This window comes from Yersinia aleksiciae, from assembly GCF_001047675.1.
Lineage (GTDB): Bacteria > Pseudomonadota > Gammaproteobacteria > Enterobacterales > Enterobacteriaceae > Yersinia > Yersinia aleksiciae.
This window is the reverse complement of sequence record NZ_CP011975.1, coordinates 2,298,713-2,313,764: the sequence shown is the minus strand read 5'-3', so window position 1 is coordinate 2,313,764 and position 15,052 is coordinate 2,298,713. Positions and strand designations below refer to the sequence as shown.

Below are 15,052 nucleotides of genomic sequence, written 5' to 3'. Positions count from 1 at the left end.
ACACAAAACCATTTGCCGTGACTGGCGCTGCCAGTTTGGGTACGAAAACCGCGCCCCAAACTGGCCAGTAACCTCGCTGAATAACCTTTACTTATTCGCTTGTTCGAAGCGGCGTAACAACACATCACCCCGTTTCACTGCAGCATCCAAGGCTTCCTGGGGTGTCTTTTTACCGGTCCACACCCCTTCCAGCTCTTCATCAACCAGGGTACGAATCTGCGGCATATTGCCCAGACGCAAACCCTTGGTGTAAGGCAATGGCGGCTTGTTCAGCATTTGGCGCGTAGCAACATCCGCACCGGGGTTCTTCTCATAGAAGCCCTGCTGCTTGGTTAGCTCATAGGCAGCGGTAGTGATCGGCAGATAGCCGGTCTTCTGGTGCCATTCGGCCGCGATTTCCGGTTGAGCCAGATATTGCAGGAATTCGGCCACACCCTTGTAGGTCTCTTTATCTTTGCCGTCCATCACCCACAAGCTGGCACCGCCGATAATGGCGTTTTGCGGCGCATCTTTCGCATCGGCATCGTAAGGCATCATGCCAACACCATAGTTAAACTTCGCATATTGGCGAATATCCGCCAACGAGCCAGAAGAGGCGGTGGTGATGGCGCAATCGCCATTATAAAACTTGGCAGTCGATTCATCTTTACGACCAAAATAGGTGAAATCCCCCTTCTTATTCATATCCGACAGCAATTGAATATGCTTCACCTGCAAGGGCTTATTGAACTCCAGCACTGCATCTGTGCCATCAAAACCATTATTACGGCTGGCGATGGGCTGACCATGCCAGGCACTGAAGTTCTCGATTTGGATCCACCCCTGCCAGCCACTGGCGTAACCGCAGCTCGAACCAGCAGCGCGTAACTTGGCGCTATCTGCCGCCAACTCTTGCCAGGTTTTCGGCGGTTGATCTGGGTTCAGACCGGCTTTTTTGAAGGCATCTTTGTTGTAGTACAGCACCGGAGTGGAGCTGTTAAAGGGCTGGGACAGTAAATGGCCGCTTTTGGCGTCAGTGTAATACCCGGCGACTGTCGGCACGAAAACAGACTCATCGAAATTAATATTGGCGTCTTTAAACACTTGGAATACGGGCTTGATCGCCTTGCTGGCCATCATGGTGGCCGTACCCACTTCATAAACTTGCAAAATGGCAGGCGCTTTACCGGAACGGAAGGCGGCAATCCCTGCTGCCAGACTCTGCTCGTAGTTGCCTTTATAGACAGGGACGATTTTATAATCGCTGTGTGATTGGTTAAAACGATCAGCTAATGAATCGACCTCTTTACCGAGCTGCCCTTCCATCGAATGCCAGAAAGGAATTTCAGTGACGGCCATGGCATTGGCACTGAATGCCAAGCTTAGTGCGATGCAAATCGACGTTTTACGGATGGTATTGTCAAACATATCTGGCCCCTGAATAAATCTGTATGGCTCACATTAATGAATAGCAGCAGGTGAGCGAAATAAATCAGTTTTTGTTCGGAAGCCAACATGACACCATTTCATTACAGAAATATAACTTTTATGTGACAGAAAAATGGCAATCCAATAAACATAAAGTGACGCTCTCCTGCTAATACGCTTTTTAATTAACATGGCGAGTAACACTAATTAACCACATCCTAGATCACAGAAGGGATTAACAATAGAAATATAAATTAGACATTCATTAAATCAATTATTTAAATTATTTTCTTTCCTTAATTTAATAATATGATTATTGAGCCACTTTAAATGACGTGTTAATGTTCCTCCGCTTTGTGAGTGGCACTCTATTAATACAGCATTATTAACACCCTGCTCATCGTTGTATATATATATGTGAATCACAAAAGGCATTAAGTAAATTAGTGTTATTCCAATTGGAATTAACCTCCATTCAAACAAGAGATTTTTAGGTATTCATGATGAAAAAGACTCTATTATCTATTATGACAGTTGCCGCACTAATTAGCAGCGCGAGTGTTTATTCTCAAACTGTCGATAAAAACATTCAAGTTGAAGCTGAAATACCAGGAATGATCACCATAACCAAGAGTGGTGGTGGTGTAATTCCAACGCTTAAGCTATTGCCTGTTGAAAATGGCGCCAAAAAATACACCGTTAGTGAAGATATTCAAATAGTAAATAATTTCAATAACGACACTAAGGTAAAAATTAGTATTAATGGAGACTTCGCACTGACAGAGAGCGTCGATAAAGTTAAAGTCTTTTCTGGATTAGAAGTGAAATTAAAAGATACTATATTAACAAACGCCGGGAATGAATTTTTATTAGCTGATGTCAATAACTCAGTTAAACTAGCTATAACGGGAGAATCACCAGACAATGTTTTAAGCGAGGAAAGATACACAGGAGAACTTAAACTGACTGTAGAGTCTGTGGCTTAATTATAAAGCAAGATCTCAAAGTGAGATTTTATTAGCAAACCCGGTCAAATAAACCAATATTTGGCCGGTTTGGGGTTTTTATTTCAGGGTTAGTGATTATATGAAGCACGTTTACAGACTGATGATTAGCACGGTGATATTACTCACTAGCACTACTGTTCACTCCGCACCAGTTGAGAAGATAATACCAGTTGAAGCAACTATTGAAGATGTAATCTTCATAACAAAGGCCGATGGCACACCACTCGATGTGATTAATTTAAAACATATACGCCATGAAAAAAGTGGAGATATTGCATTCGGTAGAATAGTACCTATTAAGATAACAACAGGTCTTAATACGTATTACTCTATTAAACTCAAGAATTATTTAATACTGAAGGCGAAAACACAGCAAGGAGTTGCGAGGGTTTGGCTTGACAATAATGAACTCAGCACAAGTAAGCTCAGTGGAAAATACCCATCAGGTGACCGCAGAATGCTATCGCTATATGCCTCCCTTCCAAATTCAGCAGGTGAAGTATTTAAAGGAACGCTTGAACTTATTATCGAATCTCAAGCTTAGCTATAGCTATAAGACTATATGATTAATTTATCAAAATAACTATTCGACTCATTTTTCGGCTAAATAAGCCCTTATTGTAAACATGCAAATAAACCTCATCTTTATAATTTAAAAATGGAATGGAATCCAATGGCAAAGCCCCTAAACATTAACCAGATAATTTCATCTATCTTACTTTTTTTCACGTTTAATTCAGCACGAGCAGAAGACCTCATTATTGAGCATCTGGTCCCCGCTGGGTTCTCAGCGCTTGAAGAACATAATACATTGCAGTTGTTGGGCGTATTAAATGGTAAAACACTGCCCGCCCCATTCTTATTCTCAGAAGAAGAACAACAATTAACCTTCGACAAGCAGAAATATCGGAATAACAATATTAATGAGCAATCAATTCTCTTGTTAGAGAATATTTTATCGCAAATTCCTTATTTACAATGCCAAACAGGTTGTGACTATATTTTGTCAGGTCATAACATCATGTTGGATAAAGCGAATAACGTTATCACTATAACCAATAACAGCAATCGCTACCTAATGCCAGCCACCACTTGGGGGCTGGTACATAACCAATCTTTTGACCTGCGCATGACGGCAAAAAACTACCGTGCCATGTCTGGCCGTGGGCAAGGCTATATTGGTTTACCTCTGCAATCTTATGGCTTTATTAATTGGTTCTATAACACCACGCGCTCGAAGAGTAGTTATCAACAGTGGGATAGCGCCCCATATCAACAGCAAACCCAAAAAGGGATTGATAGCTGGTATCTGCAAAAGAATTTTCAGGCACTCTATTTACGGGCGGGAAGGCAAAATAATCTGGATAACAGTGCAGGCAGCATTTACACCCTGATCAACCCCTCTTTAGCCCAATTTATGACCTTGGGTAGCCAAAGCTATCTGGCCCTTGATAAACCTTCAGCGGGTAGTTTGGTGTTATATGCCACCACTGACGGGGACTATGAGTTTTACCGCGATAATCAACTGATCCGCCGTATTCCCGCGCAATTGGGCCGCAATGAAATTGATTACAATCAGCTCCCCGGTGGCTATTACAACATTGAAATTCGCTTAGTGGACAATACCGGTCGCGTTATCAGTCAGGAGACCCAGATCATCAGTAATATTGGCACACCAAACAATAATGGCTGGTTTGTGACCATGGGCAAAGGGAGTGTCCAAAATGATAAAAATCATCCTCATTTGGTGCAATTTGGTCGCAGTATGAAGATACACAACCTACAAACTAATATCTCGCTACTGAAAGACAATGCCCACCATTGGGCCGCGGAAGGAAACATATCGCGCCCATGGGGTTTCTCCGATCTAACTATCACTCCCACTCTTGGTATGTTATCTGGCGAAAAACACGGTGGTGGCTATCTGCGCTTGAACGGCGGGAATACAACATTAGGCTATTTCTCTGTAGCCCGCTATCAAACGCCAGATGTATCAATATATGCGCCAAACTACGGCAGTACATCCGCTTCTTATAGTCGCCGTTTCGGACCAACCCAATTCAGCTATCAATTTAATCAATATAAGCACAACAGACAGCATCGCATCCAAAGCAGTTGGGATTGGCGGCGGCCACAGTTTGGCCTAAATCTGTCTCTCGGCGTGCAAAAGGGGGGGCAATGGATCAGCCAGAATAACGCTGGCACTAATTACTTCAGCGCTAGCAATTACAGTGTTTTTCTCAATACCACACTCTCTTTCCGCCAAAGCAGCGCCAGCATCAACAGCGCCTATGCGCAGCAACAGCTGACCACCAGTGCCAATTACCAGAAAGAGTTCACTGATAACCATGGCACCAGCTCTTTGGGTATCAACGGTAGCACCAGCGGGGGCAGCAATAGTATCGGCAGCTTTGCTCACCGTAGTGGAAGCCGTGGCGATATGTCTGCCCGAATGGGTATTGATAGCAAAATAGCCAACGGTGGGATCAGTTATAACGGCATGTTAGCTATCAGCCCACAAGGGGCGGCACTGGGGCGCAGCAGTTACAGCGGTTCAGCATTACTGATAGAAACACCTGAATTATCAGGTACGCCATATAGCTTCCAGGCAGAAGGTCATCCGATAACGGGCGAGGGTCTCTATGCCATCCCGCTTCCACGCTATCAAGATCGCTTCTTTATCCGTACACATAATGACCGCAGTGATCTGGATATGCACATCCAACTGCCGGTCAATATTGTGCGTGCGCACCCTGGACAGGTCTTCTCCAGCAAAGCCGATATCACCTTAGACCTGCTTTATAACGGATTCCTCAAAGATGTCAGTGGATTACCCATAACCGGGGTGATTCATGAAACTGGCGATAGGATTCACCCTAATGGGCTGTTCTCCATCAGCTCAAATACTATTCTGCGAAATATTACTGTCCAAAATGGCTCAATCAATTACCGCTGCGATATGCGCCAGCAACGTGATCACATTTACCTCTGCTACCCCGATAAATCTCAACAGGAATGACCATGAAACACCGTAAGTTATTTTTAAGCGCCATTTTACTGCTCACACCGATAACCGCGACGTATGGGCAGCTAGTCGCGATCCCTGTCCGCACCACGGTTGAGGCGCTGGATCAGCACCGCACAATACAAGTCTATAACAGCGGTGATAAGCCACTCTATTTGGATATCTCACTGCAACGGGTCGATAACCCAGGGGCGAACCCAGAGATTAAAACGCCAATTAGTGAGATTGCTCACCCTGAGATAATTTTTAACCCCAGCCGGATTACCTTAGGGCCAAAGCAGAAGCGGGATATCAAGTTGCTGCCATTAACATCACCGACACAGGAGACCTTGTATCGCCTGTATATCGACCCGATTGTCGAGACAAAAGTCGTTGGCAGCAGCGAAGATAAAAGCAAAATCCATGCGCCGATGACCGTCAGTATTGGCTATGGGGTACTCATTCACCACGTGCCCCCCTTAGCAGCACAGACTCGTCATTGGCAACATCAATGTATGCCTGACAACAACCTAATGATCAGCTCCACAGGTAGCGTTCACAGTAAGTTTAAGGAACTGATATCGCAAGATAATGCCAAGCTGACTGATAGCCTGAATTTGTACCCTGGCACACCGGTGACCTTGCCAGTCAAGCAACTTAGCGGAAAAGTAGATAATGAACCTTTTACTCTTCATTGCCGCTAGCTTGCTACCGTTCAGCGCTTTGGCAGCAATAGACATTCAACCGCATGTCTTGGAAATGCGGCAAACAAATGCCGTGGTGAACGTGATCAACCACAGTTCGATGACCGAGTATGTCACTGTTCAGTTGTATCAGATCAATAACCCCGGCGTATCACCTGAGCAAGAGTCATTAACCTCTGTTGGCGAGCAGCCACGACCATCGTTATTTGCCGTCCCTGCCAAACTGACACTCGGCCCAAAACAGAGCGGAAGAATATTGCTTAAAGCGCTACAACCGCCGGAGAAAGAACAGATTTATCGGTTATCCGTGGTTCCTGAAAAAAACCTAGGTATTAGCGGAGGGCATGGGGCGGTATTGGGCGTGCAGCTGAGTTACATGGGGTTAATCAGGCACTTGCCAACATCGCCGCAATATCAGTGGAAACACCGCTGTATCGAGGGGGCATTAGAATTGCAGAATACCGGTAATACCCGCCTACGGTGGCACCAGTTAAAAACCAAAGAGCAGGATATAGCGGATTTTAATCTCTATCCCGAGCAACGCCGGCAACTGGCGGTCAACGATGTACAGGGCATGATTGAGGATGAAACCTTTAGCCTGCGTTGTAATGCAGATCCAAAAACGGTGGATTAACGACAAGGAGCGTTATGAACATGATTAAAATAGTCGTCATATCACAATTACTCTTCTGGCAAGCGGCTTCAGCGACACTTCCGATTCCGCTCGGGAGCATTGATGTCAAATTAGAGGTCACCGCACAACCTAGAATTGAGATCAAAAAACCAGGAGGTGCAAGAAATGACTGGTATGACAATATTAAGCTGAATAATAGCCCGGAAAATTTGTCTCTCTTTCAGGTAGAAGTACCCGTGAATGTCACACTGCGGCGGCAAGAAGGGTTCAGGGTTTCGGTTAAAAACCCATTAATACTCAGTCGGGTAACAGGAGCTGCCCATCAAGTGCAACCGGCCTTCTCACCTGCCACAGTGAGTTGGGGCAGGGATCGCACTAATCTGAAGCCATTATCAGCGACACCAGAAATATTCACTGTCGAAAAGGGTGCCGTCGGTCAGACGAGCACTGACTATCTATTGCATATTTCGGCATTGGCACCGAGTGGGCAAGATATTGCAGGGAAATATCAGGGTCAGCTAACATTAATCTTTGAAACAAACAGCTAATAGTTATGGAGCGACACCAAGTGAAGGTTAAAAATAAGTCTTTATTTTTTGGGCTATTACTATTGATACTGTCCCCCACAGCAATGGCGGCACCCTATTTTTACAGCAACTACGTTAAAGGCTACTCCAATTGCTCAGTAAAACTATTAGATGATGACAGTGTGGAAGTGAGTTTTCTGGCAAATCTGGCAGATAATATGTCTGAACGACGACGAAAAGATGATGGCGAGTATATCAGTGAACATGATAATAATAAGTATGACCTTCATACTGAACATGCGCGCCAGTGGGGGAAGTTAATTGGTGAGCCTAATATTGAAGATATTACTTTGAAGCACCAAGAAGCTCTACTTTCGCTCTATTTTTATGACTCCAATAATTCTCCAGACACCAATATTCAACTTAATGATATTAGTGATATCTCGCTCAATAAAACACCGCCGATAAATTCAAACAATAGCATTAGAAACATAAAGTTTAAGACTATTAACCTTATAACTTATCGCGTCTCATTTAGGGTCTCCCCGCATGTGCTGAAGAGTATAAGAATCGGTGCAACGGTTGGCGGTACACTGGCTTCCAATAAGCAGGAATATCCTCTACTTTCAACAAGAGGTGTCTCTTTTCACCCATCAGGTAATGGGTGCGTATTTTTTGATCCTCAATCAGGTATTGCGCCACCCGCGTTGAAAGTGGATCCTAAATTCAGCTTAGCATCGGCGATATGGCAATTAAAACCTGTCGATCTAGATCACTTACTTAATAATACATCCGAAGATAAAGGTTTACATGCTCTGCTGGTAAACCCACAAGCTAATGAATTCTGTATCAGCTATCACGCCATGGGGACGAAAGACACCCGTTATATGATTAACGCTAGTAATAGCCATGGTTTGTCGGCAGATAATCAACAATTTAGATTAATTGAAAAATCAGGCAAGAATATAATTAACTACCATTTAGAACTAGAAGGAGGTGGAGGAACTAAATTAAGTTTTTCATTACCAGAAAATAAGAAATTTATTCAGTTGAGAGATACCGGTGGTGGAATGGAACAGATGTGCTGGTCACCCAAAATACGGCTTTACCGTACCGCAACCACGGATAAGGGTCACTATAGTGACACACTGAATTTTACGATTACCCCTCAGGCATAAGGTTAGTTACATTAGCAACAGGAATATTATTCATCAGAAAATAAGGCCCACAATCGGGCCTTAGAGAAGATTCAGTTTACGATGACTTCGCTACCTAAACCTGACTATCTATTGCAGATTTATGCATCGGCACCCAGTGGATAAGAGATCACGGGTGAATATCACAGACAGCTGGCACTACCTTATGAAACAAACAGCTGACAGTCATGGAGAGACACCAAGTGAACATTAAAAATAAATATTTTTTTATGGGGACATTACTATTAATACTGTCCCCCACAGTGATGGCAGCACCTTACTTTTACAATGACTATGTTAAGAACTACTCTAATTGCTCAGTAAAACTATTAGATGATAATAGCGTTGAGGTCTCTTTTCAGGCAAACCTGGCAGATAATCTCTTTAATCTGCAAAATGCAGGGAGACATTTAGGCCGATGGAAAGAATTAATTAAGCTACGGAAGTCTGTGCCTATGCCGGCATTGAATCGGCACAATGCACTACTTTCACTCTACTTCTACCATGCTGATGGTTCGCCAGATTTAAATATTCAACTTAGCCATATTAGTAATCTTACTCTTAATGGTGCTTTCCCCCGAAACTCTAATAACAACATTCAAGAGATAAGATTTAATAGCGGCTCTGCTCCATTCAACAGGACACACTATTCTGTGTCATTTAAAGTTGCCGCTAATGCACTAAAAAGTATCAGAATTGGAGCAACGGTGGGTGGCGTACTGATTGCCCGTTCCACTAAGCAGGAATATCCTCTGCTTTCATCAAAAGGTGTCTCTTTTAGCCCATCAGGTAATGGATGCGAACTTTTTGACCCTCAATCAGGCATTACGTCACCCGCGTTGAAAGTTGATCCAAAATTCCAATTAATATCGGGAGCTTGGCAATTAAAGCCTGTCGATTTAGATCATTTACTTGATCATATAGCAGTTGATCCTCCCACTCCCTTACACATCCAATTAGTTAACCCAAGAGCAAGTCGATTTTGTATCAGTTATCGTTCACTAGGGGTCGAAAATAACAGCTATATGATTAAAGCCACGAATCTAAATGGGATATCTACCAATAGTCAGTATTTTCAATTAAGGGAAAAAGCCGGAAATAATAGCATTAATTACAAAGTGAGAATGAAAAACACTGAAAATGCTGACACAGATTTCGAGCTACCAAAAGACCAAAAATTTATTAAGTTTAAAAATAGCAATAATGATACGGAACAGATGTGCTGGTCACCCAAAATACGACTTTACGGCACTGATACCACTATCGATAAAGGCAGCTATAGCGATACGCTGAATTTTACCATTACCCCTGAAGCCTAATATAACTTATTAACCCAGTGATAATGTCATCTTGTTGCCATAAATAAGGCCCGAAAACGGGCCTTATACCTATGACTTAACCGCCTAGATACGCTGAGCGTACAGCCTCATTCGCCAGCAGAGCAGCACCGGTATCTTCCAAAACAATATGGCCATTTTCCAACACATAACCACGGTCAGCCAATTTCAGTGCTTGGTTCGCATTCTGCTCAACCAAGAAGATGGTCATACCCTCTTCTCTTAGCTGCTGAATAGTATCAAATATTTGCAGAATAATAATCGGCGCCAGCCCCAGTGATGGTTCATCCAAGAGCAGTAACTTAGGTTGACTCATCAGCGCACGACCTATCGCCAACATCTGCTGCTCACCACCGGACATGGTACCCGCCCGCTGAATACGCCGTTCAAACAACCGTGGAAATAAGTCGTAAACGCGCTCAATACGCTGCTGATATTGTTGACGATCAGCGAAGAACCCGCCCATTGCCAGATTCTCTTCAACCGTCATGCGAGAAAATACTCGACGGCCTTCCGGTACAATCGCAATCGCCTCACGCATGATGCGAGCCGTCTGCCAATCAGTAATATCCTGCTCACCAAAAACGATACTGCCTTCAGTGGCGCGAGGCTCGCCGCATAATGTCCCCAGCAGTGTGGTTTTACCCGCACCATTGGCCCCAATCAGCGTGACAATCTCACCTTGTTGAATATGCAAACTGACCTGATGCAGTGCCTGAATTTTGCCGTAATGGGCTGAAACTTGATTAAATGACAACATGTTATGTTTATGCCTCGCCCGCTTTCCATTTACTCAACATAAGGTTACTCACCCAAATAGGCCCGAATCACATCCGGGTTGTCACGGATTTCAGCGGGGGTGCCTTGTGCCAACGGCGTTCCCTGATTCACCACATAAATGCGGTCAGAGATGCCCATCACCAGTTTCATATCATGCTCAATTAACAAGACTGAAACTTGATGCTCGCCCCGCAACTCCATAATCAGCTGATTCAGCTCATCAGTTTCTTTGGGGTTCAGACCTGCCGCAGGTTCGTCGAGCATCAACAACTCTGGCCGAGTCACCATGCAGCGGGCAATTTCCAAGCGCCGTTGCTGACCATATGCCAGATTCCCAGCCTGTCGGTTTGCCAACTCTAACAGCCCAACCCGCTCCAACCAGGTCGCGGCACGTTCTAAGGCATCAGCCTCTGCACGACGAAAAGCAGGGGTTTTCAGCAAACCGGCAAAAACACCGCTTTTAAGATGCTGATGTTGCGCCACCAGCAGGTTCTCTACCACCGTCATTTCGCGGAACAAACGCACATGCTGGAAAGTACGAATCACCCCCATACGGGCAATCATCTGGCCGGGTAATCCTTCCAAATGGCGATCACGTAATTTAATGGTGCCGCCAGTGGGGCGGTAAAACCCGGTCAAGCAGTTGAAAATGGTGGTTTTACCCGCTCCATTTGGGCCAATCAGCGAGACAATCTCCCCCTGATTCAGGGTCAATCCCACATTGTTGACCGCCAGTAATCCACCAAAACGCATCGACAGCCCTTCAACGGCTAACAAAGGTTGCGTACTCATGCTTTCTCCCCCTGTTTAGCGTTGATCTCTGCGACTTTCAGCTTCAGCTGTGGCCGTTTCATTGGCAACAGACCTTGTGGTCGCCAAATCATCATCAAGACCATCAATGCCCCCAACAGCAACATGCTGTAAGCATTGAGGTCACGCATTAACTCGCGTGAAACCACCAGTAATACCGCAGCCAGAATGACCGCGAACTGCGACCCCATGCCACCTAATACCACAATCGCCAGCACAAAAGCCGACTCAACAAAGGTAAAAGATTCTGGGCTAACAAAACCTTGCCGTGCTGCAAATAGCGTACCGGCAAAACCCGCAAAGGCCGCACTGATGGTAAACGCCGTCAGCTTGATTTTTGTTGGGCTAAGGCCCAGTGAGCGGCAAGCAATTTCATCTTCGCGCAGCGCTTCCCATGCTCGGCCCAGCGGCATACGCAGCAGTCGGTTAATCACAAACAGGGTCAGAATCACTAATAGCAGCGCCACCATATAGAGGAAAATGATGCGGTCACTTGGGTCATATGTCAGGCCAAAGAAGTTGTGGAAGGTATCCCAACCGCCATCTTTCGCGGTGCGGCTAAACTCCAGACCAAACAGTGTTGGTTTAGGAATTTGGCTGATACCATTCGGGCCGCCAGTGATTTCGGTATTATTGAGCAGCAAAATACGCACAATTTCACCGAAACCGAGGGTTACGATCGCTAGATAATCCCCACGCAATCGTAGGACGGGGAAGCCCAGCAAGAAGCCGGAGAGCGCAGCGACAATTCCCGCCAGCGGTAAACTCTCCCAGAAACCTAAACCGTAATAGTGATTTAACAGCGCATAGGTGTATGCACCAATGGCATAGAACCCACCGTAGCCTAGCACCAGCAAGCCCGATAAGCCCACGACAACGTTCAATCCCAGACCCAACATGACGTAAATTAGCGTCAGGGTGGCAATATCAACTGACCCTCGAGAGACCAGAAACGGCCAGGCAATTGCGGCGATAATAATCGCGGCCGCTAATAATTTCTGGCGGGGTGTGGTGCCGTCGAAACTGGGCAATACCCAAGCTGGCCCCGAGATTTTTTTGATGCCTTGTTGTATGACTGGGCGCACTAACTGGAAGAAAAATACCACGATACAGGCTGCACCAATCCACAGCCAGCGGACTTCCGACGCACCTTGCACGATCAGTTTGGTACCATCCAACTGCAACTGTAGCCCCATGACAAACGAGGCGAGAACCAACAGGACGAAACTGGAGATAATGGCGTTGACGAAGTTGAGCTGCTTCATACTTTTTCAACCTCCGGACGACCTAAGATCCCAGTCGGCATGACTAACAGCACCACAATCAATAGTGCGAATGAAACCGCATCTTTGTATTCGGTGCTTAGATAAGCCGAGGTCAGTGCTTCGGCAACCCCTAGAATCAAGCCGCCGATCATCGCGCCAGGAATACTGCCGATGCCGCCCAACACTGCCGCAGTAAAGGCCTTCATGCCGGCCATAAAGCCGATGTATGGGTTGATGACACCATAGAACTGGCCGAGCAATACACCCGCGACCGCTGCCATCAATGCCCCGATCACGAAGGTCAGTGAGATGACGCGATCCGTATTAATGCCCAGCAAGCTGGCCATTTTCAAATCTTCAGCACAGGCACGGCACGCGCGGCCCATACGGGAGTAACGGATAAAGAGTGTCAGCGCTAACATGGCGAGGAAGGTGACTATCCAAATCGTCAGCTGCATGGTGCTGATCGTGGCGGCGAAACCATTGGTTTCAGCCAAGGTCCACTGGCCGGTCACCAAACTCGGCAGCGCCAGATCCCGTGAGCCTTGCGTCAGGCTAACGTAGTTTTGCAGGAAGATAGACATCCCGATCGCTGAGATCAATGCAATCAATCGCTTAGAGCTACGAACCGGCTTATAGGCTACCCGTTCAATACTCCAGCCATAAGCACTGGCTATCACAATTGAGACGAGGAAGGCACAACCAATCAATAGCCAGCTGGCATCAATCCCCATCATCATTAATGCGGCGATCACGATAAATGAGACGTAGCTGCTGATCATATACACTTCGCCGTGAGCAAAGTTGATCATGCCGATAATGCCGTACACCATGGTGTAACCGATGGCGATCAACGCATAGGTGCTACCCAACGTAACGCCATTGAACATTTGTTGCAGAAAATACAGAAACTGCTCTGACATACCCTAACCCTTTGATTCACTTGCCTGGCTGCCCTAGCCAATTGCGTCTAATCTACTGTGTGCAGAGAGGAAAATCCCCCCGGAATATGGGGGGATGCAATTGGTAAAAGGGGCCGGGTTGCTGCGGGAGCAACCCTACAACTTGATGTTTCTAATATTATTGTTATTTGACTGCGGTAGATGAACCATCCGCATGCCATTCAAAAATACCGAACTCAAACCCTTTCAGATCGCCTTTTTCATCCCAACTCAATGGCCCCATCACTGTTTCGACCGGTTTGCCGGTTTTCAGATCTTTGACCAAATCGGCTGGCTCCTGGCTACCGCTACGCTCCATCGCTGTGGTCAGCGATTGCAGTGCGGCATAGGTGGTCCAGACGAATGGGCCAGTTGGGTCCAGTTTCTTCGCTTTCAATGCATCAACGATAGGTTGGTTAGTCGGTACCTGATCATAACGTTTCGGTAATGTCACCAGCATGCCTTCAGAAGCATCACCGGCGATGTTGGACAGTGAGGAGTTACCCACGCCCTCAGGGCCCATGAAGCGTGCAGTCAGACCTGCTTGCTTAGCCTGACGCAGGATTTGGCCCATCTCTGGGTAGTAACCACCGAAGTAGACGAAATCGACGTTCTCTTTCTTCAGACGAGCAACCAGTGTGGAGAAATCTTTATCACCGGCAGTCACGCCTTCAAACAGCACAGGTTCTGTGCCTTGTTTTTTCAGGCTGTCACGCACTGAACGCGCCAGACCTTCACCGTATTGCTGCTTATCATGCACAACAGCGATACGTTTAGGTTTGATGGTCTCAAGGATATATTTAGCGGCGGTTGGGCCTTGATCAGAATCCAGGCCGGTGGTGCGCATAATCATTTTATAACCACGGGTGGTCAGATCAGCGTTTGTCGCGGCAGGGGTGATCATAATCACGCCTTCATCTTCATAAATGTCTGAAGCAGGCTGAGTAGAAGAGGAGCAAAGGTGACCGATAACGTAGCGGATACCGTCGTTAATCACTTTGTTGGCAACAGCAACGGCTTGTTTCGGGTCGCAGGCATCATCGTATTCTACGCCGACCAGTTTATCGCCTTTAATTCCACCTTTGGCATTGATATCAGCAATAGCCTGACGTGCACCGGTAAATTCCATGTCACCATATTGGGCAACCGGACCGGACATTGCGCCAACAATGGCAACCTTAATGTCTTTCGCCAGTACAGAATGGCTCATCGCCATCGCGATACACCCAGCCAGCAACACTTTACCTTTTGTTAATTTCATCCGCGAATTCCCCATCTGTCATTGTGAACGTGCTTGTTGTGTTGGTCTTAACGTTTTATCGTGCCGCTACGTTTTATTCATATGTAATAATGATTTAGTCTCAAAAGTGACACTTTTTTCTAATAAGACTTTATTTTTCATGTCATTAAACAGGAGTTTTATGCTGTAAATCAACTCAG

At 45.9% G+C, this 15,052-nt stretch carries 14 protein-coding genes; 8 read left to right on the top strand and 6 right to left on the bottom strand.

What is annotated here, in order from left to right:
• Window positions 1-87: 87 nt before the first annotated feature.
• Complete coding sequence (gene ugpB, locus ACZ76_RS10430; RefSeq protein ID WP_048618886.1) at window positions 88-1,407, bottom strand: sn-glycerol-3-phosphate ABC transporter substrate-binding protein UgpB; 1,320 nt, start codon at window positions 1,405-1,407, stop codon at window positions 88-90.
• Between the two features lie 500 nt (window positions 1,408-1,907).
• Between ugpB and ACZ76_RS10425 the strand changes: the two genes are divergently transcribed.
• From ACZ76_RS10425 to ACZ76_RS10390, 8 genes are all read left to right on the top strand, one after another.
• Complete coding sequence (locus tag ACZ76_RS10425; protein WP_071840497.1) at window positions 1,908-2,393, top strand: CS1 type fimbrial major subunit; 486 nt, start codon at window positions 1,908-1,910, stop codon at window positions 2,391-2,393.
• A gap of 100 nt (window positions 2,394-2,493) precedes the next feature.
• Window positions 2,494-2,958: a hypothetical protein gene (locus ACZ76_RS10420; RefSeq protein WP_048618884.1), complete on the top strand. Its 465-nt coding sequence runs from the start codon at window positions 2,494-2,496 to the stop codon at window positions 2,956-2,958.
• 129 nt (window positions 2,959-3,087) lie between these two features.
• Complete coding sequence (locus ACZ76_RS10415) at window positions 3,088-5,433, top strand: TcfC E-set like domain-containing protein (protein WP_082146901.1); 2,346 nt, start codon at window positions 3,088-3,090, stop codon at window positions 5,431-5,433.
• A gap of 2 nt (window positions 5,434-5,435) precedes the next feature.
• Window positions 5,436-6,122 carry a fimbrial biogenesis chaperone gene (locus ACZ76_RS10410; RefSeq protein ID WP_048618883.1) on the top strand — a complete coding sequence of 229 codons (687 nt, stop codon included), beginning with the start codon at window positions 5,436-5,438 and terminating at the stop codon, window positions 6,120-6,122.
• A complete protein-coding gene (locus ACZ76_RS10405; RefSeq protein ID WP_048618882.1) occupies window positions 6,094-6,756 on the top strand; it encodes a hypothetical protein in 663 nt (220 codons plus the stop codon). The genes ACZ76_RS10410 and ACZ76_RS10405 overlap by 29 nt, the downstream gene beginning before the upstream one ends.
• A 14-nt stretch (window positions 6,757-6,770) precedes the next feature.
• Entirely contained in the window at window positions 6,771-7,304 is a 534-nt protein-coding gene (locus ACZ76_RS10400; RefSeq protein ID WP_048618881.1) for an alpha-related fimbriae minor subunit 2, read from the top strand.
• A 20-nt stretch (window positions 7,305-7,324) separates the two neighbouring features.
• Window positions 7,325-8,461, top strand: coding sequence for a hypothetical protein (locus ACZ76_RS10395; RefSeq protein ID WP_071840496.1), 1,137 nt, complete (start codon window positions 7,325-7,327; stop codon window positions 8,459-8,461).
• Between the two features lie 221 nt (window positions 8,462-8,682).
• Window positions 8,683-9,798 carry a hypothetical protein gene (locus ACZ76_RS10390; protein ID WP_048618879.1) on the top strand — a complete coding sequence of 372 codons (1,116 nt, stop codon included), beginning with the start codon at window positions 8,683-8,685 and terminating at the stop codon, window positions 9,796-9,798.
• 76 nt (window positions 9,799-9,874) lie between these two features.
• On the opposite strand, the gene livF is transcribed toward ACZ76_RS10390, so the two are convergent.
• From livF to ACZ76_RS10365, 5 genes are all read right to left on the bottom strand, one after another.
• The gene (gene livF / locus ACZ76_RS10385; RefSeq protein WP_048618878.1) at window positions 9,875-10,576 is read right to left on the bottom strand and encodes a high-affinity branched-chain amino acid ABC transporter ATP-binding protein LivF; all 702 of its coding nucleotides are present in this window, start codon (window positions 10,574-10,576) and stop codon (window positions 9,875-9,877) included.
• A 44-nt stretch (window positions 10,577-10,620) separates the two neighbouring features.
• Entirely contained in the window at window positions 10,621-11,388 is a 768-nt protein-coding gene (livG, locus tag ACZ76_RS10380) for a high-affinity branched-chain amino acid ABC transporter ATP-binding protein LivG (protein WP_048618877.1), read from the bottom strand.
• On the bottom strand, window positions 11,385-12,671 hold the full coding sequence (locus tag ACZ76_RS10375; protein WP_048618876.1) for a high-affinity branched-chain amino acid ABC transporter permease LivM: 1,287 nt from the start codon (window positions 12,669-12,671) through the stop codon (window positions 11,385-11,387). The genes livG and ACZ76_RS10375 overlap by 4 nt, the downstream gene beginning before the upstream one ends.
• Window positions 12,668-13,594 (bottom strand): high-affinity branched-chain amino acid ABC transporter permease LivH, encoded by a 927-nt coding sequence (gene livH / locus ACZ76_RS10370; RefSeq protein ID WP_005274815.1) that lies wholly within the window; start codon window positions 13,592-13,594, stop codon window positions 12,668-12,670. Before livH ends, ACZ76_RS10375 begins: the two co-directional genes overlap by 4 nt.
• Before the next feature lie 163 nt (window positions 13,595-13,757).
• On the bottom strand, window positions 13,758-14,873 hold the full coding sequence (locus ACZ76_RS10365; RefSeq protein WP_048618875.1) for a branched-chain amino acid ABC transporter substrate-binding protein: 1,116 nt from the start codon (window positions 14,871-14,873) through the stop codon (window positions 13,758-13,760).
• Window positions 14,874-15,052 lie beyond the last annotated feature (179 nt).

Bases quoted from the DNA above. Each gene is read 5' to 3' on its own strand.
- ugpB (WP_048618886.1), bottom strand. From the start codon at position 1,407: ATGTTTGACAATACCATCCGTAAAACGTCGATTTGCATCGCACTAAGC.
- ACZ76_RS10425 (WP_071840497.1), top strand. From the start codon at position 1,908: ATGATGAAAAAGACTCTATTATCTATTATGACAGTTGCCGCACTAATT.
- ACZ76_RS10420 (WP_048618884.1), top strand. From the start codon at position 2,494: ATGAAGCACGTTTACAGACTGATGATTAGCACGGTGATATTACTCACT.
- ACZ76_RS10415 (WP_082146901.1), top strand. From the start codon at position 3,088: ATGGCAAAGCCCCTAAACATTAACCAGATAATTTCATCTATCTTACTT.
- ACZ76_RS10410 (WP_048618883.1), top strand. From the start codon at position 5,436: ATGAAACACCGTAAGTTATTTTTAAGCGCCATTTTACTGCTCACACCG.
- ACZ76_RS10405 (WP_048618882.1), top strand. From the start codon at position 6,094: ATGAACCTTTTACTCTTCATTGCCGCTAGCTTGCTACCGTTCAGCGCT.
- ACZ76_RS10400 (WP_048618881.1), top strand. From the start codon at position 6,771: ATGAACATGATTAAAATAGTCGTCATATCACAATTACTCTTCTGGCAA.
- livF (WP_048618878.1), bottom strand. From the start codon at position 10,576: ATGTTGTCATTTAATCAAGTTTCAGCCCATTACGGCAAAATTCAGGCA.
- livG (WP_048618877.1), bottom strand. From the start codon at position 11,388: ATGAGTACGCAACCTTTGTTAGCCGTTGAAGGGCTGTCGATGCGTTTT.
- ACZ76_RS10375 (WP_048618876.1), bottom strand. From the start codon at position 12,671: ATGAAGCAGCTCAACTTCGTCAACGCCATTATCTCCAGTTTCGTCCTG.
- livH (WP_005274815.1), bottom strand. From the start codon at position 13,594: ATGTCAGAGCAGTTTCTGTATTTTCTGCAACAAATGTTCAATGGCGTT.
- ACZ76_RS10365 (WP_048618875.1), bottom strand. From the start codon at position 14,873: ATGAAATTAACAAAAGGTAAAGTGTTGCTGGCTGGGTGTATCGCGATG.